Below are 22971 nucleotides of genomic sequence, written 5' to 3'. Positions count from 1 at the left end.
TCAACGTGGCCGATGGTGCCGACGTTTACGTGCGGTTTGTTACGCTCAAATTTTTCTTTAGACACGACGTAGTCCTTCTAGGTTAAACCCGCCTACCGTCGTAGGCGGGGAATCTTAAATTACTTGGATTTGCGCTCTTCGATCACGGCTTGTGCAACGTTGGTCGGTGCATCGTGATACTTGGCGAATTCCATGGCGTAGGAAGCACGACCTTGGGTAGCGGAACGCAGTGCAGTTGCATAACCGAACATTTCGGCCAGCGGCACCAGAGCACGTACGATCTTGCCGGACGGGCCATCTTCCATACCTTCGATCAGGCCACGACGACGGTTCAGGTCACCGATAACGTCGCCCATGTAATCTTCCGGAGTTTCAACTTCTACTTTCATGATCGGTTCGAGCAGAACCGGGTTGGCTTTCATGAAGCCAGCCTTAAAGGCCATGGAAGCAGCGATTTTGAACGCCAGTTCGGAAGAGTCGACATCGTGGTAAGAACCGAAGTGCAGACGCACACCCAGATCCATAACCGGGTAACCAGCCAGCGGACCAGATTTGAGCTGCTCGCGGATACCTTTATCAACACCCGGGATGAATTCACCAGGAATGACACCACCTTTGATGTCGTTGACGAATTCGTAGGCTTTGCCTTCTTCCAGCGGGTACATGTCGATCACAACGTGACCGTACTGACCACGACCACCAGACTGCTTGGCGTGCTTACCTTCGACATCCTTAACGGTTGTACGAATGGTTTCACGGTAGGCAACCTGCGGCTTACCTACGTTCGCTTCTACCTTGAACTCGCGACGCATACGGTCAACGATGATGTCCAGGTGCAGCTCACCCATACCGGCGATGATGGTTTGACCTGACTCTTCGTCAGTCCATACGCGGAAGGACGGATCTTCCTGAGCCAGACGGCCCAGTGCCAGACCCATCTTCTCTTGGTCAGCCTTGGTTTTCGGCTCAACCGCGATAGAAATTACCGGCTCCGGGAATTCCATACGCTCGAGGATGATCGGTGCATTCTGGTCACACAGGGTATCACCAGTGGTCACGTCTTTCAGACCGATAGCAGCAGCGATGTCACCAGCGCGTACTTCTTTGATCTCTTCGCGCTTGTTGGCGTGCATCTGAACGATACGGCCAAAACGCTCGCGCTTGTCCTTGACGGAGTTCAGCACGGTGTCACCGGAGTTAACAACACCGGAGTAGACGCGGAAGAAGGTCAGGTTACCAACGAACGGGTCGGTAGCGATCTTGAACGCCAGAGCAGAGAACGGCTCGTCATCAGAAGCATGACGCTCGTCTTTGGTCTCGCCGTCCATTTTCAGGCCGTCGATAGCAGCTACGTCGGTCGGAGCCGGCAGATAGTCAACAACGGCATCCAGCATTGCCTGTACGCCCTTGTTCTTGAACGCGGAGCCACAGGTTACCAGGATGATTTCGTTGTTCAGCACACGCTGACGCAGAGCTTTCTTGATCTCTTCCTCGGTCAGCTCTTCGCCGCCCAGGTATTTTTCCATCAGGTCTTCAGACGCTTCAGCAGCGGCTTCAACCAGATTCATGCGCATTTCTTGCGCCTGTTCCAGCAGCTCAGCCGGGACGTCTTCGTAATCGAAGGATACGCCCTGGTCAGCTTCGCTCCAGTTGATGGCTTTCATCTTGACCAGGTCAACAACGCCCTTGAAGTTCTCTTCAGAGCCGATGTTCAGCTGAAGGGGAACCGGAACGCCTTTCAGACGGGTCTTGATGTGCTCAACGCAGCGCAGGAAGTTGGCACCGGTACGGTCCATCTTGTTGACGAACGCGATACGGGGAACCTTGTACTTGTTAGCCTGACGCCATACGGTTTCAGACTGTGGCTGTACGCCACCTACGGCACAGTACACCATCACGGCACCGTCCAGAACACGCATTGAACGCTCTACTTCGATAGTAAAGTCAACGTGGCCCGGGGTATCGATGATGTTGATACGGTGCGGTTGGAACTGTTTACCCATACCGGACCAGAAAGCGGTGGTCGCGGCGGAGGTGATGGTGATACCACGCTCTTGTTCCTGTTCCATCCAGTCCATGGTGGCAGCGCCATCGTGAACTTCACCGATCTTGTGACTTACACCGGTATAAAACAGTACGCGCTCGGTAGTAGTAGTCTTACCGGCGTCAATGTGAGCGGAGATACCGATGTTACGATAACGCTCAATGGGGGTTGTACGAGCCATTGTCATCCTCTTACTAAGGCGCTTGTCCCTAGATAATTAAAGGTGCGCAGAGCCAAAAGACCCTGCGCAAGCGGATTACCAGCGGAAGTGAGCGAAGGCTTTGTTCGCTTCAGCCATACGGTGAACGTCTTCACGTTTCTTGACAGACGAACCCTTATTGTCAGCGGCATCCAGCAGCTCGCCAGCCAGACGCTGAGCCATTGATTTTTCACCACGTTTACGAGCGGCATCAACCAACCAGCGCATTGCCAGGGCATTACGACGTACCGGACGAACTTCTACCGGCACCTGATAGGTTGCACCACCGACGCGACGAGATTTAACCTCGACCGCCGGACGAATGTTATCCAGAGCTTCTTCGAATACGGCCAGGTGCTCTTTGCCAGATTTGGTGGCAATGATGTCCAGGGCGCCATAAACAATGGCTTCTGCAACAGATTTCTTACCGTCAACCATTACTACGTTGACAAATTTAGCCAGCAGCTCTGATCCGAACTTGGGATCTGGCAGGATTTTACGCTGACCAACAACACGACGTCTTGGCATTTCAAATTCTCCGTAACTTCAGGGATTACCCAAAACTAGAAAGCTATCTAACTAGAAACGAATTAACGTTTGGCCTTACTTAACGGAGAACCATTAAGCTTTAGGACGCTTCACGCCATACTTGGAGCGAGCCTGCTTACGGTCTTTAACACCGGCACAGTCCAACGCACCACGAACGGTGTGATAACGAACACCTGGCAAGTCTTTTACACGACCGCCACGGATCAGAACAACAGAGTGCTCTTGCAGGTTGTGACCTTCACCACCGATGTAGGAGGTGACTTCGAAGCCGTTGGTCAGACGTACACGGCATACTTTACGCAGTGCAGAGTTAGGCTTCTTCGGGGTGGTGGTATATACACGAGTGCATACGCCACGCTTCTGAGGGCACGCTTCCAGCGCCGGCACGTTGCTTTTCACAACGAGCTTGATGCGTGGCTTGCGAACCAACTGGTTAATAGTTGCCATCAAAAGGCTCCTGATAATGACTTCATAAACGTGTGGAAAATCCTCCCCGCAGATACGGGGACGCGAAATTTTATGCCCTGTTGTCTGGGGAGTCAAGATTTATACAATTCGCGTCACAAAAGGACAATTCGGATCCGTTTGATTTCACGACATCACCTTGAATTTTCTTGAAAATGTGCTTCTCAGCCACCCCAGGTGCGCGGGGAACCTTTTTGCGCAATCAGTGCCACCAGACCCGCCATATCGAGCACAATGCCCACCCGATGATGCAAACCGCGGGCTTGCAGATCTTCCTGCATCACATAAAGCGGGATACCCGACAGCCGCTCGCTCCACTGGGGAGCCGATGCCGCAATCACGGCGTCCTGCAGCAGTACCAGCTCATCCTCGGGCTGGAGGTATGAGAGCGCCTCTGCCAGGGCCTGACTCTGAAAAGGGGAGCTCAATATCAGATGCAACATGGAGACCTCAAAAGCTGATGTGAGTCGAACATTGTGCCCAGCGCCGAGCCAGTTCCTGGCGCGACACACTCTCAACGGGGATCAGCAGATCATCCACTGTCACGCCACGCTCTGCCAGCGAGTCAGCACAAACATAGACCTCTTCGATGTCGTAGAGTTCAAGCATTTTGAAGGTGGGCGCGTAGTGGCGCTGCAAGATGGCGGCCGGCTGCTGCTCCTTGAGCAGTTGCAGCACACCGTCCCCAATCAGGAAGAGGGCCAGTTCATCGGTCATGGCCGAGGTGGCCAGCAGGGCATCCAGTCCTTCCCGGCCGGAGGCATGGCCATGGGGGCCACGACTGCAGATAAAGGCGATTTTCTTGCTCATGACTACTCCCTAGAACTGAACCAACCGATCGGCGGTGAGCGCCGCCTCAGCCAACTGGCCCAGACCGCTCAGGCAAAATGGCGCTTGCAGATTGAAGTGTGCCTGCCCTGCCCCCTTGGCCTCCTGCTCATCGAGCACACCGCGCCGCATGGCGGCGGCGACACAGACGTCGATACGGATCCCCTGCTCTTCTGCCAGCTCTCGCCACAGACGCACCAGGTCGGTCTCATCGGATGCAGGCAGATGCAGACCGTTGCTGTTGCAGACCCCATCCTGATAGAAGAACAGGTGGGACAAGGTATGCCCCTGTGCCAACAGCGTGCGGGCAAAACGATAGGCGGTGCTGGCCGACTGGGTGCCGTAGGCAGGCCCCGTGACTAGGATGGCAAAACTCAGACTCATAGCAGGACTCCTGTGCTGACCCGGTCCATTTTACGCCAAAAACAAAAAAGCCCCTGCCAGGAGGGGCTTGATACGATGTGTTACTCAGAGGTGGGCAATCGCCTCGACCTCGACCAGCACATCTTTCGGCAGACGAGCCACTTCCACGCAGGAGCGGGCGGGCGCCGCATCGCCAAAGTAGCGGGCATAGACCTGGTTGAAGGCAACGAAGTTATTCATGTCGCTCAGGAAGCAGGTGGTTTTTACCACTTTGCTGGCATCGGCACCGGCAGCGCTCAAAACGGCAACCAGATTCTTCATCACCCGCTCGGCCTGTTCTTCGATGCCGCCAGCCACGATTTCCATGGTGGCAGGATCGAGTGGGATCTGCCCGGAGGTGAAGATCATCTCGCCAACCTTGGTGGCCTGAACATACGGACCAATTGCGGCAGGCGCCTTGTCGGTTGCAATAACTTCTTTAGCCATTCATCTAACCCCTTCTGGAATAATTTACTCGTTCTCGTCCTCACCCTGCTTGCGCTGTCGGATGTAGAGATAAACGGTATGTTTCGAAATATTGAGTTTGTCCGCCACCAGGTTGATGGAGTCCTTGATGTCAAAGATCCCCTTCTCGAACAACTGGGTCACGATGAAACGGTTCTTGGCATTATTGGCCACAGTGGGATCGCGATTGATCTCGTCGATGGTGTTATCCACCGTCTGGGCAACCAGCTCTTCGACACTGTTGGCGAAGGTCTCTGGTGACTGGCGGGCTGCCTGCTGCGGCGTCGGGAAAAATTCGGCCACGAATTCGTGGAAAGGCGCATTGATGTGCAAGTTGATGCAGATAAGACCCACCACTTGGCGCTCGCTGTTGCGAATGGCGATGGTGCTCGACTTCATCAGGGCCCCGGTGCGACTGCGGGCAAAATAGCTCTGGGTGTAATCCTGGCCGGTGCTCTCGATATCCTTGAGCATTCGCAATGCCAGATCGGTGATGGGCGCCCCGAGGGTGCGTCCGGTATTGAATCCGTTGGCAATCTTGATCACCGACTCGTGCAGATTTTCCAGGGAGTGAAGAACCACTTCACAATGCTTGCCGAACAATTCGGCCAAGCCATCGATGAGCCCATCGTATGAGTGCAACAATTCCCTGTCTTCATCTGTAAAAGTGCGGCTGATCAGCTGTTCTTCGGGAAGCATCGCTTCCTCGATACCGACAGTCATGTTCTACCCCTGTAATAACTATTCAACTTTCCCGAGTTTTAAATTGCAGGGGAGTAAAGTCAACTTTTTTTGATTTTTTACTCTACAACTTTGCTCTGGATCATCCTGCAACACCGCGCTGCATCGGCTTTTGCCGAGGAATTGGCCAACAAAAAGGGCTCCTTGAAGGAGCCCTTTTTAATCACGGATGACGAGTTACTCTTCGTCGAAGCTACCGGCTGCGTTCAGCAGATCCGCCAGGTTCTGTTGAGCTTCATCAGCGGTCACCTGCGGGGTACCAACAGCACGAGCTGCGGCGGCACGCTGGTTGATCCGGCTATGGTGGTAGGCGAAGCCAGTACCAGCCGGGATCAGACGACCCACGATGACGTTCTCTTTCAGACCACGCAGTTCATCACGCTTGCCACCAACGGCGGCTTCGGTCAGAACGCGAGTGGTTTCCTGGAAGGAAGCCGCAGAGATGAAGGACTCGGTGCTCAGAGATGCCTTGGTAATACCCATCAGTACATGACGGAAGGTCGCAGGGGTCTTGCCCTCGGCAACCAGCTTACGGTTGGCAATCTTCACGCGAGCAACTTCAACCTGTTCGCCTTCGATCAGATCGGTATCGCCAGCAGTCAGGATCTCGCACTTGCGCAACATCTGACGAACGATGACTTCGATGTGCTTGTCGTTGATCTTAACGCCTTGCAGACGGTAAACGTCCTGCACTTCGTTGGCGATGTAGTTGGCGACCGGGCTGATACCGCGCAGACGCAGGATGTCGTGAGCAGACTCAGGACCGTCCGCCAGCACTTCACCCTTCTCAACTTTTTCACCTTCGAACACGTTCAGGTTACGCCACTTCGGAATCATCTCTTCGTAGACGTTGCCACCATCGGTCGGGGTGATGACCAGACGGCGTTTGCCCTTGGTCTCTTTCCCGAAGGAGATGGTACCGGAGATCTCGGCCAGAATTGCCGGTTCCTTCGGTTGACGTGCTTCGAACAGATCCGCAACGCGCGGCAGACCACCGGTGATGTCCTTGGTACCGCCGGATTCTTGCGGGATACGCGCTACCGCGTCACCCACACCCACGTTGGCACCATCTTCCAGGTTCACGATCGCCTTGCCCGGCAGGAAGTACTGGGCGGCTACATCGGTACCCGGGATCATCACGTCTTTGCCGTTCAGGTCGACCAGTTTAACGGTCGGACGCATCTCTTTACCGGCACTCGGACGCTCGTTGACATCCAGTACGACGATAGAAGAGAGACCGGTCAGCTCGTCGGTCTGACGAGTGATGGTCACGCCATCGATCATGTGTTCGAACTGCAGGCGACCTGCCACTTCGGTGATGATCGGGTGGGTGTGCGGATCCCAGTTGGCAACGGTCTCGCCAGCGTTCACAGCCTGGCTGTCCTTCACTTCCAGCACGGAACCGTAAGGCAGCTTGTGGCTTTCCTTGGTACGGCCCATGTCATCCATGATGGTCAGTTCGGTAGAACGGGAGGTGATAACCAGTTTGTCATCGCTGTTGTGAACGAACTTGGCGTTCTGCAGCTTGATGGTACCGGTGTTCTTGACCTGGATGCTGCTTTCAGCAGCGGCACGAGATGCAGCACCACCGATGTGGAAAGTACGCATCGTCAGCTGGGTACCCGGTTCACCGATGGACTGGGCGGCGATAACACCGACAGCCTCACCTTTGTTAACCAGGTGACCACGGGCCAGATCACGGCCGTAGCAGTGAGCACAGTTACCGAAGTCGGTTTCACAGGTGATGGCAGAACGTACCTTCACGCGGTCAACAGAGTTGCGCTCCAGCAGGTCACACAGCTGCTCGTCGAGCAGGGTGTTACGTGCTACCAGCACTTCATCTTCAGTACCCGGCTTGATCACGTCATCAGCAACGACACGACCCAGCACGCGCTCACGCAGCGGCTCAACGACGTCGCCACCTTCGATCAGCGGAGTCATCCACAGACCTTCGGTAGTGCCGCAATCGTCCTCGGTGATCACCATGTCTTGTGCCACGTCTACCAGACGACGAGTCAGGTAACCGGAGTTCGCAGTCTTCAGTGCGGTATCCGCCAGACCCTTACGAGCACCGTGAGTGGAGATAAAGTACTGCAATACGTTCAGACCTTCGCGGAAGTTCGCGACGATCGGGGTCTCGATGATGGAGCCATCCGGCTTGGCCATCAGGCCACGCATACCGGCCAGCTGACGGATCTGGGCGGCGGAACCACGCGCACCAGAGTCGGCCATCATAAAGATGCTGTTGAACGATGCTTGCTCTTCTTCTTCACCCAGCGAGTTCACGTCACGCTCTTTGGACAAGTTCTCCATCATGGCCTTGGAGACGCGCTCGTTGGCGCTGGCCCAGATATCGATAACCTTGTTGTAGCGTTCGCCCGCGGTCACCAGACCTGACAGGAACTGATCCTGGATCTCGGCAACTTCGGCTTCGGCTGCCGCAATGATGTCTTTCTTGGCATCCGGGATGACCATGTCATCGATACCAACGGAAGCACCGGACAGGGCCGCATAGTGGAAACCGGTATACATCAGCTGGTCAGCGAAGATAACGGTGTCCTTCAGCCCCTGCTTGCGATAGCAGGTGTTCAGCAGACGGGAGATGAGCTTTTTGCCCAGCGCCTTGTTGGATACGGATTTGATCCAGTTCTGCGGATTGGCATCCAGGTCAGCCTGCTCTGCAGCAGTCAGCACCTTCGGTTCGTCGATCAGGGCGTATTCCATGCCTTTCGGCAGGATCAGGCTCAGGATCGCACGACCAACGGTGGTGTTCTTCATCTCGGTGCGCTCAACCAGTGAATCATCTTCCTGACGGAGATATTCGGTGATACGCACTTTGACGCGAGCATGCAGATCGGCCAAACCGGCGCGATAAACTTTCTCGGCTTCTTTCGGGCCGGCCAGCACCATACCTTCGCCTTTGGCGTTGATACGGGCACGGGTCATGTAGTAAAGACCCAAGACCACGTCCTGAGAAGGAACGATGATCGGCTCACCGGAGGCAGGCGACAGGATGTTGTTGGTAGACATCATCAGCGCACGCGCTTCCAGCTGGGCTTCCAGGGTCAGCGGTACGTGGACCGCCATCTGGTCACCATCGAAGTCCGCGTTATACGCAGCACAAACCAGCGGGTGCAGCTGGATTGCCTTGCCTTCGACCAGAGTCGGTTCGAATGCCTGGATACCCAGACGGTGCAGGGTCGGTGCACGGTTCAGCAGCACCGGGTGCTCGCGGATCACTTCGTCCAGGATATCCCAAACGACAGCTTCCTCGCGCTCCACCATCTTCTTGGCGGCCTTGATAGTGGTCGCCAGACCGCGGGTTTCCAGCTTGCCATAGATGAACGGCTTGAACAGTTCCAGCGCCATCTTCTTCGGCAGACCGCACTGATGCAGGCGCAGGGTCGGGCCTACGGTGATAACGGAACGACCAGAGTAGTCGACACGTTTACCCAGCAGGTTTTGACGGAAACGACCTTGCTTACCCTTGATCATGTCGGCCAGGGATTTCAGCGGGCGCTTGTTGGAACCGGTGATGGCACGACCACGACGGCCGTTATCCAGCAGCGCATCGACGGACTCTTGCAGCATACGCTTTTCGTTGCGCACGATGATGTCCGGAGCAGCCAGATCCAGCAGACGCTTCAAGCGGTTGTTACGGTTGATCACGCGACGGTACAGATCGTTCAGATCGGAAGTCGCGAAACGGCCGCCGTCCAGCGGTACCAGCGGACGCAGGTCCGGCGGCAGCACAGGCAGCACTGTCATGATCATCCACTCCGGCTTGTTGCCGGACTGCAGGAAAGCTTCCATCAGCTTCAGACGCTTGGTGGTCTTCTTGCGCTTGGTCTCGGAGTTGGTTTGATCCAGCTCCTCGCGCATGGTTTTGACTTCACCTTCCAGATCGATGGCGCGCAGCAATGCCAGGATTGCTTCGGCACCCATCTTGGCGTCGAATTCGTCGCCCCACTCTTCCAGCGCATCCAGGTACTGCTCTTCAGAGAGCATCTGGCTGCGTTCGAGGTTGGTCATGCCCGGCTCGATTACTACGAAAGATTCGAAGTAAAGCACGCGCTCGATGTCGCGCAGGGTCATGTCCAGCAGCAGACCGATACGGGACGGCAGGGACTTCAGGAACCAGATGTGGGCAGTCGGGCTGGCCAGCTCGATGTGGCCCATACGCTCACGACGGACCTTGGTCTGGGTCACTTCAACGCCGCACTTCTCACAGATCACACCACGGTGTTTCAGGCGCTTGTACTTGCCGCACAGACACTCGTAGTCCTTCACCGGTCCGAAGATACGGGCGCAGAACAGACCATCACGCTCCGGCTTGAAAGTCCGGTAGTTGATGGTCTCAGGCTTTTTGACCTCACCGAATGACCAGGAGCGGATCATGTCAGGAGAGGCCAGACCGATCTTGATACTGTCAAACTCTTCGGTCTTGGTCTGAGCCTTCAAAAACTTGAGTAAGTCTTTCACGTGTTTCCCCTGTCAGGAGTCTAACCTCGGCGCCCCGGCTGCCAAAACAGCGGGGCGCCCACGTCAATTCTCGAACAATAAGAGCGAGCTCTTACTCTTCGTCCAGCTCGATGTTGATACCCAGAGAGCGGATTTCCTTCAGCAATACGTTGAAGGATTCGGGCATGCCCGGCTCCATACGGTGGTCGCCATCCACGATGTTCTTATACATCTTGGTACGGCCATTCACATCGTCAGACTTGACGGTCAGCATTTCCTGCAGGGTATATGCCGCACCGTAAGCCTCCAGGGCCCACACTTCCATCTCACCGAAACGCTGACCACCGAACTGAGCCTTACCACCCAGCGGCTGCTGGGTAACCAGGCTGTAAGAACCGGTAGAACGCGCGTGCATCTTGTCGTCGACCAAGTGGTTCAGCTTGAGCATGTACATGTAACCAACGGTTACTTTACGCTCGAAGCGGTTACCAGTACGGCCATCGAACAGATCAATCTGACCGGATTCCGGCAGATCGGCCAGCTTCAGCAGGGCTTTGATTTCGCGCTCTTTGGCACCATCAAACACTGGAGTAGCAACCGGCAGACCCTTACGCAGGTTACCCACCAGGGTACGTACGTCGTCGTCAGACAGTTCGGCGATGTTCACTTGCTGGGTGTCCTTCTCGCCCAGGTCATAGACCTGCTGCAGGAAGTTACGCATCTCGTGCAGCTCGCGCTGCTCTTTGACCATGCGATCGATCTTCTCGCCGATACCCTTGGCCGCAAGGCCCAGGTGCACTTCGAGGATCTGACCGATGTTCATACGGGATGGTACGCCCAACGGGTTCAGTACGATGTCGACCGGACGGCCGAACTCGTCATGAGGCATATCCTCGACCGGACAGATCTTGGAGATAACACCCTTGTTACCGTGACGGCCCGCCATCTTGTCACCCGGCTGGATGCGACGCTTGACTGCCAGATAAACCTTGACGATTTTCAGTACGCCCGGCGCCAGATCATCACCCTGGATAATCTTGCGACGCTTGTTCTCGAACTTCTTGTCGAACTCGGCTTTCAGCTCAATGTGCTGTTCAGCGATCTGTTCCAGTTCGGTCTGCTTGCCTTCGTCTTCGATGGCCAGTTCAAACCACTTGGAGCGATCGAGCTTGTTCAGACGATCTTCGCTGTAACCGGCGGCCAGCAGCAGGTTGCGGGAGCGGCCGAAAATGCCGTCTTCCAGGATCTTGAACTCTTCGGTCAAGTCCTTCTTCGCTTCCTTCAGCTGCATCTCTTCGATTTCTTTGGCACGCTTGTCTTTTTCCACGCCATCGCGGGTAAAGACTTGCACGTCAACCACGGTACCGTACACACCGTTCGGTACACGCAGGGAGGAGTCCTTCACATCGGAGGCCTTCTCACCGAAGATGGCGCGCAGCAGCTTCTCTTCCGGCGTCAGCTGGGTTTCACCTTTCGGTGTTACCTTACCGACCAGAATGTCGCCGCCCTTCACTTCGGCACCCACGTAGACGATACCGGACTCGTCCAGTTTGGACAGAGCGGCTTCACCCACGTTCGGGATGTCAGCAGTGATCTCTTCCGGACCCAGCTTGGTGTCACGGGAGATACAGGCCAGTTCCTGGATATGGATGGTGGTCAGGCGATCTTCCTGAACAACACGCTCGTTCACCAGGATCGAGTCTTCAAAGTTGTAACCGTTCCACGGCATGAACGCGACACGCATGTTCTGACCCAGCGCCAGTTCACCCAGATCGGTGGACGGGCCGTCAGCCAGTACGTCGCCAGCCATGACCGGCTCACCCAACATCACGCAAGGACGCTGGTTGATACAAGTGTTCTGGTTGGAACGGGTGTATTTGGTCAGGTTGTAGATGTCGATACCGGCTTCGCCTGGCATCAGCTCATCTTCATTGACCTTCAGGACGATACGGGAGGCATCGACATAGTCGATTACGCCGCCACGCTTGGCTACTACGGTTACACCGGAGTCAACGGCCACAGCGCGTTCCATACCGGTACCTACCAGCGGCTTGTCAGCACGCAGAGTCGGTACAGCCTGACGTTGCATGTTTGAACCCATCAATGCGCGGTTCGCGTCATCGTGTTCCAGGAACGGGATCAGAGCAGCTGCCACAGATACGATCTGCTGCGGGCTCACGTCCATATACTGGATCTGGTCGGCGTTCATAAAGGTGGATTCACCTTTGTGACGGCACGGGATCAATTCATCTTTCAGACGGCCATCTTCGGTGGTCGCGGCGTTAGCCTGTGCGATCACGTACTTGCCTTCTTCAATAGCAGACAGATAGTCCACTTCGTCGGTGATCACACCGTCAATGACCTTGCGGTACGGCGTCTCGAGGAAACCATACTCGTTGGTACGAGAGTACACGGACAGAGAGTTGATCAGACCGATGTTCGGACCTTCAGGAGTCTCGATAGGGCACAGACGACCGTAGTGAGTCGGGTGCACGTCTCGGACTTCAAAGCCGGCACGCTCACGAGTCAAACCGCCCGGGCCCAGCGCGGAGATACGGCGCTTGTGGGTCACTTCGGAGAGCGGGTTGTTCTGGTCCATAAACTGAGACAGCTGGCTGGAACCAAAGAACTCTTTGACTGCGGCGGAGATCGGCTTGGCGTTGATCAGATCCTGCGGCATCAGGGTGTCCAGGTCGCCCAAGGAGAGACGCTCCTTGACCGCACGCTCGACACGCACCAGACCGACGCGGAACTGGTTCTCGGCCATTTCACCGACAGAACGGATACGACGGTTACCCAAGTGGTCGATATCGTCCACTTCGTCGTTGCCGTTACGGATGTCGATCAGGCGCTTCATGACTTCAACGATGTCGTCTTTGGTCAGTACGCCAACGCCGGTCTCGTCTTCACGACCCAGACGGCGGTTGAACTTCATCCGACCTACGGTAGACAGGTCGTAACGCTCGGCGGAGAAGAACAGGTTTTCGAACAGCTGTTCTGCAGCTTCGCGAGTAGGTGGCTCGCCCGGACGCATCATGCGATAGATCTCGACCAGCGCTTCCAAACGGTTGGAGCTAGAGTCGACACGCAGGGTCTCGGACATGTAGGCACCGTGATCCAGTTCGTTGGTGAACAGAACCTCGAAGTGCTTGAAGCCGGCTTGGGACAGGTTGGCGATCGCTTCCAGGCTCAGTGCCTGGTTGGCGGTCACGACCATCTCGCCAGTTTGCGGATGTGCGTAGTCCTTGGCAGCAACTTTGCCAACAACATACTCAACCGGTACCTCAATCTGGGTAACGGCGTCTTTTTCCAACTGACGGATGTGACGCGCAGTCACACGACGACCGGTCTCAACCACCACGGCGCCATTGGCCACGATGTCAAAGGTCGCAGTTTCACCACGCAGACGCTCCGGCACCAGATCCATCATCAACTTGCCATCTTTTACTTCAAAACCGATGGTCTCGAAGAAGGTAGCCAGGATTTGTTCGGAACTGAAGTCCAGGGCGCGCAGAATAATGGATGCTGGCAGTTTGCGACGACGGTCGATACGGACAAACAGGTTGTCTTTCGCATCGAACTCGAAGTCCAGCCAGGAACCACGGTAGGGGATAACGCGGGCGTTATACAGTACCTTACCGGATGAATGAGTTTTGCCTTTATCGTGGTCGAAGAAGACGCCCGGGCTGCGGTGCAGCTGGGAGACGATAACCCGCTCGGTACCATTGATAACAAAGGTGCCGTTCTCGGTCATGAGCGGAATTTCGCCCATGTATACTTCTTGTTCCTTGATGTCTTTGACGGTGCCGGCAGCTGCTTCACGATCGTACAGAACCATACGAAGCTTGACACGCAGCGGCGCGGAGTAGGTCACTCCACGGATCTGGCATTCTTTTACGTCAAATACCGGCTCACCCAGGCGATAGCTGACATACTGAAGCTCAGCACTACCGGAGTAACTGGTGATCGGGAAAACGCTACGGAAAGCGGCCTCTAGGCCATATTCACCTTCCGGGTCAGCCTCGATGAACTGCTTGAAGGAGTCCAGCTGAATGGACAACAGATAAGGCGTGTCCAGTACCTGGTCTCGCTTACCGAAGTCCTTACGAATGCGTTTTTTTTCGGTATAAGAGTAAACCATAGGGTTCCTCAGCTCGCTGATAAGTGACCCACTCTGTCCCGCGGGACAGCTCTGTCTCAACACCGTTTTGTGTTGGCCCGGACGAATGGAAACAGTCCGGATTGCTGGTGCACCGAGAGTCGTAAACGGTGTGAAATGCTCTCAGTCTACAGCGCAAAAAGGCTGGTGAACAAATATTCACCAGCCCTAGCCTGTTTTATCAGGCTAATCTACATAAATGCAGATTATTTGATCTCAACAGAAGCACCAGCTTCTTCAAGCTGCTTCTTCAGAGCTTCAGCTTCGTCCTTGGACACGCCTTCTTTCAGGTTAGCCGGGGCAGCTTCTACCAGATCTTTGGCTTCTTTCAGGCCCAGACCGGTAGCGCCACGAACGGCTTTGATGACGGCAACTTTGTTGGCGCCAGCAGCGGTCAGAACTACGTCGAACTCGGTTTTCTCTTCTACTGCTTCAGCAGCCGGACCGGCAGCAACAGCAACAGCGGCAGAAACACCGAACTTCTCTTCCATAGCTTCGATCAGCTCAACAACTTCCATTACAGACATGGAAGCAACGGCTTCGATGATTTGGTCTTTAGTGATAGACATGACAAAAATTCCTGATGTTGAATAAACTCAAACAGCCTAAATAGGCGAGAATCAAGCAGCAGCTTGCTTCTGATCACGCACAGCAGCGATGGTACGAACCAGCTTGCCAGCAGAGGCTTCTTTCATAGTCGCCATCAACTTCGCAATCGCTTCGTCGTAGGTCGGCAGCGTGGCCAGACGATCAATTTGTGCTGCGGCGATAAACTCACCGTTAAAAGCGCCAGCCTTGATTTCGAACTTTTGGTTCGCTTTGGCAAACTCTTTGAACAGACGAGCAGCAGCGCCCGGGTGTTCGTTAGAGAAAGCAATCAAGGTAGGACCGGTAAATGCGTTGTTCAGGCACTCGAATTCGGTACCTTCAACTGCACGACGCAGCAGGGTGTTACGCACAACGCGCATGTACACACCAGCTTCGCGAGCGGTTTTACGCAGGACGGTCATCTTATCTACAGTCACACCGCGAGAATCGGCTACAACTGCAGACAGAGCGCCTTTGGCAGCTTCGTTGACTTCAGCAACAATTGCCTTTTTGTCTTCGAGTCCCAATGCCATTGGCTTAACTCCTGGATTGAATCCGGGTCTATTGACCCAGTACAGACACATCCCCCCTACCTTTACAACAGAGGGGAACGATGCGGTAGCAGGATTCCAGAAGAGAAAGAAACTTTCTCGCTGGGTTTCCGGCACCGTCTACGCAGGAAACATTAAGGCTTTGCAGCCACCTGCGGTCTTGGACGGAGGTCGAAACCCCCAACCAATCAAGGCGCAAAATTATAGATTAAATTTTGCGCCTTGTAAAACCCATCAATTAGGCCTGAGCTTCCAGAGAAGCTTGGTCTACAGCAACACCGGCACCCATAGTGGTGGAGATGCTGACTTTCTTGATGAATACGCCTTTGGCGGAAGAGGGTTTGCCTTTTTTCAGGGCAACCAGCAGAGCTTCCAAGTTTTCTTTCAGCTGAACTTCGTCGAAAGAAACCTTACCCAGAGTGGTATGGATGATACCATTCTTGTCGTTACGGTAACGAACCTGACCAGCTTTAGCGTTCTTGACCGCTTCAGCAACGTTAGGAGTTACAGTACCAACTTTCGGGTTCGGCATCAGGCCGCGCGGGCCCAGGATTTGACCCAGTTGACCAACAACGCGCATGGCATCCGGGGATGCGATCACGACGTCGAAGTTCATCTCGCCTTTCTTAACCAGATCGGCCAGGTCATCCATACCTACCAGGTCAGCACCGGCAGCTTTAGCTGCTTCGGCGTTGGCACCTTGAGTAAATACGGCAACGCGTACATCACGACCGGTACCGTGCGGCAGTACAGTAGCACCACGTACGTTTTGGTCAGATTTACGAGCGTCGATACCCAGGTTGACAGCAACGTCAACGCTTTCAACGAACTTGGCAGTAGCCAGTTCTTTCAGCAGGGCAATGGCTTCGTTGATGGAGTACTCTTTGGTACCGTCAACTTTTTCGCGAATAACGCGCATACGCTTGGAAAGTTTAGCCATTGTCTTAATCCTCCACTACCAGACCCATGGAACGAGCGGAGCCTGCGATGCAACGTACTTTTGCATCCAGATCGGCACCGGTCATATCCGGTTCTTTGGTCTTGGCGATTTCTTGCAGCTGGGCTACGGTCACCTTACCAACCTTGTCTTTGTTCGGCTTGGCAGAACCAGACTTGATACCAGCAGCTTTCTTCAGCAGGAAGGAAGCAGGCGGAGTCTTGGTTTCGAAGGTGAAGGAACGGTCGCTGTAAACGGTGATCACGACCGGAGTCGGTGAACCTTTTTCCAGCTTCTCTGTACGAGCGTTGAACGCCTTACAGAATTCCATGATGTTAACACCGTGTTGACCCAGTGCAGGACCAACGGGAGGAGACGGGTTGGCTGCACCAGCAGCAACCTGCAGCTTGATATAAGCTGTGACTTTCTTAGCCATTAGGAAAATACCTCAAAAATGGGTTCTAGCGCCTCGGAGACTTGCTCCTGCAAACGGCTCCCCAACTAATAAAGGGGCAGCGAATTATAGAGATATTCGCTGCCCCTGACAACCGTTAAACGTACAGAATTCAATCAGCCCTTTTCGACCTGACCAAAATCCAGTTCAACAGGAGTAGAACGACCGAAGATCAGTACAGAGACCTTCACGCGGCTCTTCTCATAATCGACCTCTTCAACGGTACCGTTGAAGTCGGCAAACGGACCATCGGCAACCCGCACCATTTCACCCGGTTCAAACAGGGTTTTCGGACGCGGCTTGTCGTGGGCATCCTGCAGACGGTTCAGGATAGCATCGGCCTCTTTGTCGGAGATCGGTGCCGGGCGGTCGGAAGTGCCGCCGATGAAGCCCATCACACGCGGTACGTTACGCACCAGGTGCCATGTGGTTTCATCCATGATCATCTGGACCAGGACATAACCCGGGAAAAACTTGCGCTCACTCTTGCGCTTCTGGCCAGCACGCATCTCGACCACTTCTTCAGTCGGGACCAGTACTTCACCGAACATGTCTTCCATGCCATGCATCTTGATATGCTCGCGCAGGGACTTGGCTACACGGCCTTCATAGCCGGAAAAAGCCTGCACGACATACCATCTCATACGTTGTTCACGTTGTTCAGTCATGGCTTATCCTTACACACCGGTAATCAGGTTGACCAACCAGACCAAGGCACCGTCCAGAACGAACAGCAGCAGCCCCATCACGGCGGTCACCGCCAGCACAATCAGGGTTGTCTGAATGGCTTCCTGACGGGTCGGCCATACGACCTTGCGGACTTCCAGGCGAGACTCACGGGCGAATGCCAGTGTTGCCTTTCCCTTGGTGGTTTGCAGGGCTACTGCACCAGCAGCAGCAATGACAACGACCACACCCAGGGCGCGGACGGCAGCGACAACATCGTTGAGCAGGTAATTACCCACTACAGCGGCCGCCAGGATAATGAAAACCAGGCCCCAAAGCAGGGTATCCTTGCTTCCGCCCTGGCTCTCAGAACTAACACTCATACAACCCACCTGTATCTGACGTAACCAAAGACACAAAAGCCCCGTACGAGACGAGGTATATGGCAGGGGCGGCAGGACTCGAACCCGCAACCATCGGTTTTGGAGACCGCTGTTCTACCAATTCGAACTACGCCCCTACACAAGAAAGCCCCTATTATAGGGGCTTTGCTTTATTTATGTAAGCCAAAGATTAAGCGATTACGCTGGCTACAACACCAGCACCTACGGTACGGCCACCTTCACGGATAGCGAAACGCAGGCCGTCGTCCATCGCGATCGGCGCAATCAGGGTAACAACCATTTTGATGTTGTCGCCCGGCATTACCATCTCTACGCCTTCCGGCAGTTCGATGGTACCGGTCACGTCGGTTGTACGGAAGTAGAACTGCGGACGGTAGCCTTTGAAGAACGGGGTATGACGACCACCTTCTTCTTTGGACAGTACGTACACTTCAGATTCAAACTTGGTGTGCGGCTTGATAGAACCCGGCTTGGCCAGCACCTGACCACGCTCTACGTCTTCACGCTTAACACCACGCAGCAGCGCGCCGATGTTCTCGCCTGCACGACCTTCGTCCAGCAGCTTACGGAACATTTCAACACCGGTACAGGTGGTAGAAACGGTATCTTTGATACCAACGATTTCTACGGTCTCACCTACTTTAACGATACCGCGCTCTACACGACCGGTAACTACGGTACCACGGCCAGCGATAGAGAATACGTCTTCGATAGGCATCAGGAACGGCAGGTCAATTGCGCGCTCCGGCTCCGGGATATAGGTATCCAGGTGGCCAGCCAGCTCGATGATCTTCTCTTCCCATGCAGCGTCGCCTTCCAGCGCTTTCAGCGCGGAACCACGAACTACCGGCAGGTCATCACCCGGGAAGTCATACTCGGTCAGCAGTTCACGAACTTCCATCTCTACCAGTTCGAGCAGCTCTTCGTCATCAACCATGTCACACTTGTTCATGAACACGATCATGTACGGGATACCAACCTGACGACCCAGCAGGATGTGCTCACGAGTCTGCGGCATCGGGCCGTCAGTCGCTGCTACTACCAGGATCGCGCCGTCCATCTGGGCAGCACCGGTGATCATGTTTTTAACGTAGTCGGCGTGACCCGGGCAATCTACGTGTGCGTAGTGACGGGTAGCGGTGTCGTATTCTACGTGGGAGGTGTTGATGGTGATACCACGCTCACGCTCTTCCGGTGCCTTGTCGATCTGGTCGAAGGCGAAAGCTTTACCACCGAAGTGCTTGGCCAGCACGTTGGTGATAGCTGCAGTCAGGGTGGTTTTACCGTGGTCAACGTGGCCGATGGTACCCACGTTAACGTGCGGTTTATTACGCTCAAATTTTTCTTTAGACATGATCGTCCCTCTAAACTAACGCTGAGTACGCGGTGGCAAGCTAACCACAGAACAGTTTATATGATGGATTTGAATCTGGTGGGGAAGAGAGGCTGGTGCTGACAGGCAGATTCGACTGCCGACCTCACCCGAGGGTGTAGCTCTTGGTATCGCTTGAGCCATATCAGCATCTTGGAGCGGGCAGCGGGAATCGAACCCGCATCATCAGCTTGGAAGGCTGAGGTAATAGCCATTATACGATGCCCGCATTTCTCTAACCCAAAGAACTCAAACCGCAGAGAAATATGGTGGAGGGAGAAGGATTCGAACCTTCGAAGGCAGAGCCGTCAGATTTACAGTCTGATCCCTTTGGCCGCTCGGGAACCCCTCCAGATGCCAGATTGTCACAACGGTAATTCTGCTTGCACCCGTTGTTTTTATCGCTTTTGCTCGGCAAAAAGACGACAGACATCCAAGCGTCGCGCATTTTATTGTAAGGATTTGGGGGATGCAACCATTGAACCAGGCAAAATGCGCTTTATTGCAGGGAAGTTTGCAAAAAAGGAGGGGCAAACCAGCCAATCCTGCTGCGTCCCTTGTCGCTCCCCCACCCTTGGTGTATGGTCGCCGTGCCCAAGAAACAGTGATGACACCATGACGACAGAGCATAACCCCTATCTGCAATTCACCCGCGAACAATGGGCGTTATTGCGCGATTCGGTCCCCCTGACCCTGACCGAACACGATCTGCAGACCCTGCGCGGAATTAACGAGAAGGTGTCATTGCGGGAAGTGGAAGAGATCTACCTGCCCCTCTCCCGCCTGCTCAATCTCTATGTCAAAGCCAAGCAGCGCCGCAGCCGGGTACTGGAGCAGTTCCTCGGCCAGTCCCGTGGCAAGGGTACCTATATTATCAGCATCGCTGGCAGCGTGGCGGGGGGCAAAAGCACCACGGCCCGCATTCTGCAGGCCCTGCTGGAGCGCTGGCCGGAACATCCGCGGGTGGAACTGGTCACCACCGACGGCTTCCTCTATCCCAACAAGGTATTGGAAGAGCGCGGCCTGATGCGGCGCAAGGGTTTCCCGGAATCCTACGACATCCGCCATCTGGTGGAGTTTGTCGCCAATATCCGTGCCGGTCACGAGAAGGTCGAAGCACCGGTTTACTCCCACCTTATCTACGACATCATTCCCGATGAGAAGAAGGTGGTGGAGCAGCCGGACATCCTGATCCTCGAAGGACTCAATGTGCTGCAGAGCGGCATGGACTACCCCCAGGATCCCCATCGGGTCTTCGTCTCGGACTTCGTCGACTTCTCCATCTATGTGGACGCCGATGCCGAACTGCTGCGCACCTGGTATATCGAGCGGTTCCTGAAATTCAGAAGCGGTGCCTTCTCGGATCCCGACTCCTATTTCCACCACTACGCCAAATTGGCGGAGAGTGAGGCGACCAAGGTCGCCAGCAACATCTGGAAAGATATCAACTATCTGAATTTGCAGGAGAACATCCTGCCGACTCGTGAGCGAGCCAACCTGATCATGACCAAGGGCCATGAGCACGCCATCGAGCAGATCAAGCTGCGCAAATAATGGCTGTGTTGGCCGGATAACGCAGAGGGGGCCCGCAGGCCCCCTCTTCTGTTTGGCATCATGAGCAGCCTTGCTGGCCCTCAGTCGCCCCGGCGCAGGGAGAGCTCGCCCCCCAGATAGAATTTGATCCCTTCCCCTGTCTCCAGTCGCAGGGCACCGCGATCGTCGATACCACGGGCGATGCCGCGGATCTCCTGATCCCCCATCAACAAACGCACCGGGCGACCGGCAAAGTGATCGAGCCGGTTCCACTCATCGACAAAGCTTGCCAGCCCCTGCTGCTCAAAGGTGTGCAACGCCTGCTGCAGATGGACGATCATCCGGGCCGCCAGCTGATTGCGATCCACCAGTTCCGGATTGATGTGGCGCAGCTCGGCCCAAGCCTGATCGATCTTCTCCCCCTCCCGGGCAGGCATCGCCAGATTAAGACCGATGCCGATCACCAGATGACAGCTGGCACCGGCGCTACCGCTCATCTCCACCAGTATTCCCGCCAACTTGCGGCCCTGATAGTAGAGGTCGTTCGGCCACTTGAGCTCAACGCCCTGATAGCCAAGGGATTCCAACGCTTCGACTACGGCCACACCGACCGCCAGACTCAACCCCATGGCCGCCGCCATCCCCTGCTCCAGCCGCCAGTACATGCTGAGGATCAGCTGGCAACCGAATGGCGAGACCCAGGGCTTGCCGCGACGACCGCGCCCGGCGGTCTGGCACTCGGCCAGGCAGCTCTCGCCGGAGCGCAGCTCATTGACCCGATCCAGCAAAAACTGGTTGGTCGAAGCGATGACGGGAAAGCTGTGCACCGGCGCCATCGGCGCCAGCGCCTGCAACTGCTCTTTATCGTAGAGCGCCATCGGCACCGCCAGCCGGTAGCCCTTGCCGGTCAGACTGAAGAGATCCAGCCCCAGCTCCTTGAGCGCAGCCATGTGCTTGCTCACCGCCGCCCGGCTGATGCCAAGCTGCTCACCCAACTGTTCACCGGAGTGAAACTGGCCGTCGCTGAGCAGGGTGATCAGGGTCTGCCTGATGGGGGTCAGGGTCATGAGAGCACCTCGTCGAGCCAGGTTTCACCTTGCGGCCCCATGAAGCGCACTTCGTGCTCCAGCACTACGCCAAACTTCTGCTCCACACAGTCGCGGACATGGGCCGCCAGCGCGATCAGCTCCATAGCGCTGGTGCCGCCCAGATTGACCAGCACCAGCGCCTGCTCCTGATGAACGGCGGCACGACCGATGGCGAACCCTTTCAGACCGCACTGATCAATAAGCCAGCCAGCAGCCAGCTTGGCCTGCCCTTCCCCGGCCGGATAGCAGGGCATCTGCGGATAACGCGACTTGAGCTTCTCCGCCAGCGCGGCGGGCACCACCGGATTTTTGAAGAAGCTGCCGGCGTTGCCGAGCACGGCGGGATCCGGCAGTTTGGCCATACGGGTGGCACAGACGGTATCGAAGATAGCCTGCGCCGAAGGAGAGTCACCAAGAGCCGCCAGCGGGCCATAGCCCAGCACCGGCTGCCACGCCTTGGGCAGCTTGAGCCCGACGGCGGTGATCAGGTGGGAATCCTGATACTCATGCTTGAAGATGCTGTCGCGATAACCGAAGCGACACTCTGCCGCCGCGATCCGCTCAACCTCGCCACTCTGCCAGTTGAATGCCTCGACATAGGCGCAGAAGTCCGCCAGCTCGACCCCGTAGGCACCGATGTTCTGCACCGGCGCGGCACCGACCGTACCGGGGATCAGCGCCAGATTCTCCAGCCCGTGCCAGCCTTGCTGCAGAGCGTGACGTACCAGCTGATGCCAATCCTCACCTGCCGCCACATGGAGCAACCAGTGCTCGCCGCCATCTTCCACAACGATGCCCTTGAGCCGGTTAAGCACCACCAGACCGAGAAAATCGGTGGTAAAAAGCACATTGCTGCCGCCGCCCAGATTGAGGCGAGGCAACTGGCTCAGCTGCGGATCGGCACGCAGGGTTGCCAGATCGGCAACCTGCTCCACCTCGGCCAGCCAGAGGCAGTGAGCATCGAGGGCAAGGGTGTTGAGATTCAACAAGGAGGCGTTGGCATTCAGTTTCATCGGTTTATCCCGGCTTGGTGCAAGGGCGCAGTCTACCTCAAGTTGGTCAATG

The 22971-nt window shown here is 55.6% G+C and carries 20 protein-coding genes and 3 tRNA genes; 1 reads left to right on the top strand and 22 read right to left on the bottom strand.

What is annotated here, in order from left to right; all coding sequences use genetic code 11:
* Window positions 1–119: 119 nt before the first annotated feature.
* The 20 genes from fusA to LD28_RS0101740 form a co-directional block, all read right to left on the bottom strand.
* Window positions 120–2225 (bottom strand): elongation factor G, encoded by a 2106-nt coding sequence (fusA, locus tag LD28_RS0101835; protein ID WP_033135325.1) that lies wholly within the window; start codon window positions 2223–2225, stop codon window positions 120–122.
* Between the two features lie 75 nt (window positions 2226–2300).
* Window positions 2301–2771 (bottom strand): 30S ribosomal protein S7, encoded by a 471-nt coding sequence (rpsG, locus tag LD28_RS0101830; protein ID WP_005339911.1) that lies wholly within the window; start codon window positions 2769–2771, stop codon window positions 2301–2303.
* A gap of 93 nt (window positions 2772–2864) precedes the next feature.
* Window positions 2865–3239: a 30S ribosomal protein S12 gene (gene rpsL / locus LD28_RS22065; RefSeq protein WP_005306278.1), complete on the bottom strand. Its 375-nt coding sequence runs from the start codon at window positions 3237–3239 to the stop codon at window positions 2865–2867.
* Window positions 3240–3421: 182 nt separating this feature from the next.
* Window positions 3422–3700, bottom strand: coding sequence for a sulfurtransferase complex subunit TusB (tusB, locus tag LD28_RS0101820; RefSeq protein ID WP_033135324.1), 279 nt, complete (start codon window positions 3698–3700; stop codon window positions 3422–3424).
* Window positions 3701–3707: 7 nt separating this feature from the next.
* Window positions 3708–4067, bottom strand: coding sequence for a sulfurtransferase complex subunit TusC (tusC, locus tag LD28_RS0101815; RefSeq protein ID WP_033135323.1), 360 nt, complete (start codon window positions 4065–4067; stop codon window positions 3708–3710).
* Between the two features lie 9 nt (window positions 4068–4076).
* A complete protein-coding gene (gene tusD, locus LD28_RS0101810; RefSeq protein ID WP_033135322.1) occupies window positions 4077–4469 on the bottom strand; it encodes a sulfurtransferase complex subunit TusD in 393 nt (130 codons plus the stop codon).
* Between the two features lie 84 nt (window positions 4470–4553).
* A complete protein-coding gene (locus tag LD28_RS0101805) occupies window positions 4554–4934 on the bottom strand; it encodes a RidA family protein (protein WP_033135321.1) in 381 nt (126 codons plus the stop codon).
* Between the two features lie 24 nt (window positions 4935–4958).
* Complete coding sequence (locus LD28_RS0101800) at window positions 4959–5675, bottom strand: helix-turn-helix transcriptional regulator (protein ID WP_033135320.1); 717 nt, start codon at window positions 5673–5675, stop codon at window positions 4959–4961.
* 195 nt (window positions 5676–5870) lie between these two features.
* Entirely contained in the window at window positions 5871–10175 is a 4305-nt protein-coding gene (gene rpoC, locus LD28_RS0101795) for a DNA-directed RNA polymerase subunit beta' (protein WP_033135319.1), read from the bottom strand.
* A 91-nt stretch (window positions 10176–10266) separates the two neighbouring features.
* A complete protein-coding gene (gene rpoB / locus LD28_RS0101790) occupies window positions 10267–14295 on the bottom strand; it encodes a DNA-directed RNA polymerase subunit beta (RefSeq protein ID WP_081959381.1) in 4029 nt (1342 codons plus the stop codon).
* A gap of 224 nt (window positions 14296–14519) precedes the next feature.
* Window positions 14520–14882 carry a 50S ribosomal protein L7/L12 gene (gene rplL / locus LD28_RS0101785; protein ID WP_033135318.1) on the bottom strand — a complete coding sequence of 121 codons (363 nt, stop codon included), beginning with the start codon at window positions 14880–14882 and terminating at the stop codon, window positions 14520–14522.
* 51 nt (window positions 14883–14933) lie between these two features.
* Entirely contained in the window at window positions 14934–15434 is a 501-nt protein-coding gene (gene rplJ / locus LD28_RS0101780) for a 50S ribosomal protein L10 (RefSeq protein ID WP_033135317.1), read from the bottom strand.
* 256 nt (window positions 15435–15690) lie between these two features.
* On the bottom strand, window positions 15691–16392 hold the full coding sequence (gene rplA / locus LD28_RS0101775) for a 50S ribosomal protein L1 (protein ID WP_033135316.1): 702 nt from the start codon (window positions 16390–16392) through the stop codon (window positions 15691–15693).
* Between the two features lie 4 nt (window positions 16393–16396).
* Window positions 16397–16825, bottom strand: coding sequence for a 50S ribosomal protein L11 (gene rplK / locus LD28_RS0101770; protein WP_026456244.1), 429 nt, complete (start codon window positions 16823–16825; stop codon window positions 16397–16399).
* Between the two features lie 134 nt (window positions 16826–16959).
* Window positions 16960–17511 (bottom strand): transcription termination/antitermination protein NusG, encoded by a 552-nt coding sequence (nusG, locus tag LD28_RS0101765; protein WP_005306318.1) that lies wholly within the window; start codon window positions 17509–17511, stop codon window positions 16960–16962.
* Between the two features lie 9 nt (window positions 17512–17520).
* A complete protein-coding gene (gene secE / locus LD28_RS0101760) occupies window positions 17521–17892 on the bottom strand; it encodes a preprotein translocase subunit SecE (protein ID WP_005306322.1) in 372 nt (123 codons plus the stop codon).
* Window positions 17893–17952: 60 nt separating this feature from the next.
* A tRNA-Trp gene (locus LD28_RS0101755) sits at window positions 17953–18029 on the bottom strand.
* Between the two features lie 53 nt (window positions 18030–18082).
* Window positions 18083–19267, bottom strand: coding sequence for an elongation factor Tu (tuf, locus tag LD28_RS0101750; RefSeq protein WP_033135315.1), 1185 nt, complete (start codon window positions 19265–19267; stop codon window positions 18083–18085).
* A 172-nt stretch (window positions 19268–19439) separates the two neighbouring features.
* Window positions 19440–19514 (bottom strand) — tRNA-Gly (locus LD28_RS0101745).
* Between the two features lie 38 nt (window positions 19515–19552).
* Window positions 19553–19637, bottom strand: a tRNA-Tyr gene (locus tag LD28_RS0101740).
* Between the two features lie 263 nt (window positions 19638–19900).
* Between LD28_RS0101740 and coaA the strand changes: the two genes are divergently transcribed.
* Window positions 19901–20839 carry a type I pantothenate kinase gene (coaA, locus tag LD28_RS0101735; protein WP_033135314.1) on the top strand — a complete coding sequence of 313 codons (939 nt, stop codon included), beginning with the start codon at window positions 19901–19903 and terminating at the stop codon, window positions 20837–20839.
* A gap of 80 nt (window positions 20840–20919) precedes the next feature.
* Here coaA and birA read toward each other — a convergent pair whose 3' ends face one another.
* The gene (birA, locus tag LD28_RS0101730; RefSeq protein WP_033135313.1) at window positions 20920–21885 is read right to left on the bottom strand and encodes a bifunctional biotin--[acetyl-CoA-carboxylase] ligase/biotin operon repressor BirA; all 966 of its coding nucleotides are present in this window, start codon (window positions 21883–21885) and stop codon (window positions 20920–20922) included.
* A complete protein-coding gene (murB, locus tag LD28_RS0101725) occupies window positions 21882–22919 on the bottom strand; it encodes a UDP-N-acetylmuramate dehydrogenase (RefSeq protein ID WP_033135312.1) in 1038 nt (345 codons plus the stop codon). Before murB ends, birA begins: the two co-directional genes overlap by 4 nt.
* Window positions 22920–22971: the final 52 nt, after the last annotated feature.

It is taken from the genome of Aeromonas finlandensis (assembly GCF_000764645.1).
GTDB classification, from domain to species: Bacteria; Pseudomonadota; Gammaproteobacteria; order Enterobacterales; family Aeromonadaceae; genus Aeromonas; species Aeromonas finlandensis.
This window is presented reverse-complemented; position numbering and strand designations above follow the sequence as displayed.

What these genes read in the sequence shown, in the direction of transcription:
- fusA (WP_033135325.1), bottom strand. Translation starts at nt 2,225, where the DNA reads ATGGCTCGTACAACCCCCATTGAGCGTTATCGTAACATCGGTATCTCC.
- rpsG (WP_005339911.1), bottom strand. Translation starts at nt 2,771, where the DNA reads ATGCCAAGACGTCGTGTTGTTGGTCAGCGTAAAATCCTGCCAGATCCC.
- rpsL (WP_005306278.1), bottom strand. Translation starts at nt 3,239, where the DNA reads ATGGCAACTATTAACCAGTTGGTTCGCAAGCCACGCATCAAGCTCGTT.
- tusB (WP_033135324.1), bottom strand. Translation starts at nt 3,700, where the DNA reads ATGTTGCATCTGATATTGAGCTCCCCTTTTCAGAGTCAGGCCCTGGCA.
- tusC (WP_033135323.1), bottom strand. Translation starts at nt 4,067, where the DNA reads ATGAGCAAGAAAATCGCCTTTATCTGCAGTCGTGGCCCCCATGGCCAT.
- tusD (WP_033135322.1), bottom strand. Translation starts at nt 4,469, where the DNA reads ATGAGTCTGAGTTTTGCCATCCTAGTCACGGGGCCTGCCTACGGCACC.
- LD28_RS0101805 (WP_033135321.1), bottom strand. Translation starts at nt 4,934, where the DNA reads ATGGCTAAAGAAGTTATTGCAACCGACAAGGCGCCTGCCGCAATTGGT.
- LD28_RS0101800 (WP_033135320.1), bottom strand. Translation starts at nt 5,675, where the DNA reads ATGACTGTCGGTATCGAGGAAGCGATGCTTCCCGAAGAACAGCTGATC.
- rpoB (WP_081959381.1), bottom strand. Translation starts at nt 14,295, where the DNA reads ATGGTTTACTCTTATACCGAAAAAAAACGCATTCGTAAGGACTTCGGT.
- rplL (WP_033135318.1), bottom strand. Translation starts at nt 14,882, where the DNA reads ATGTCTATCACTAAAGACCAAATCATCGAAGCCGTTGCTTCCATGTCT.
- rplJ (WP_033135317.1), bottom strand. Translation starts at nt 15,434, where the DNA reads ATGGCATTGGGACTCGAAGACAAAAAGGCAATTGTTGCTGAAGTCAAC.
- rplA (WP_033135316.1), bottom strand. Translation starts at nt 16,392, where the DNA reads ATGGCTAAACTTTCCAAGCGTATGCGCGTTATTCGCGAAAAAGTTGAC.
- rplK (WP_026456244.1), bottom strand. Translation starts at nt 16,825, where the DNA reads ATGGCTAAGAAAGTCACAGCTTATATCAAGCTGCAGGTTGCTGCTGGT.
- nusG (WP_005306318.1), bottom strand. Translation starts at nt 17,511, where the DNA reads ATGACTGAACAACGTGAACAACGTATGAGATGGTATGTCGTGCAGGCT.
- secE (WP_005306322.1), bottom strand. Translation starts at nt 17,892, where the DNA reads ATGAGTGTTAGTTCTGAGAGCCAGGGCGGAAGCAAGGATACCCTGCTT.
- tuf (WP_033135315.1), bottom strand. Translation starts at nt 19,267, where the DNA reads ATGTCTAAAGAAAAATTTGAGCGTAATAAACCGCACGTTAACGTGGGT.
- coaA (WP_033135314.1), top strand. Translation starts at nt 19,901, where the DNA reads ATGACGACAGAGCATAACCCCTATCTGCAATTCACCCGCGAACAATGG.
- birA (WP_033135313.1), bottom strand. Translation starts at nt 21,885, where the DNA reads ATGACCCTGACCCCCATCAGGCAGACCCTGATCACCCTGCTCAGCGAC.
- murB (WP_033135312.1), bottom strand. Translation starts at nt 22,919, where the DNA reads ATGAAACTGAATGCCAACGCCTCCTTGTTGAATCTCAACACCCTTGCC.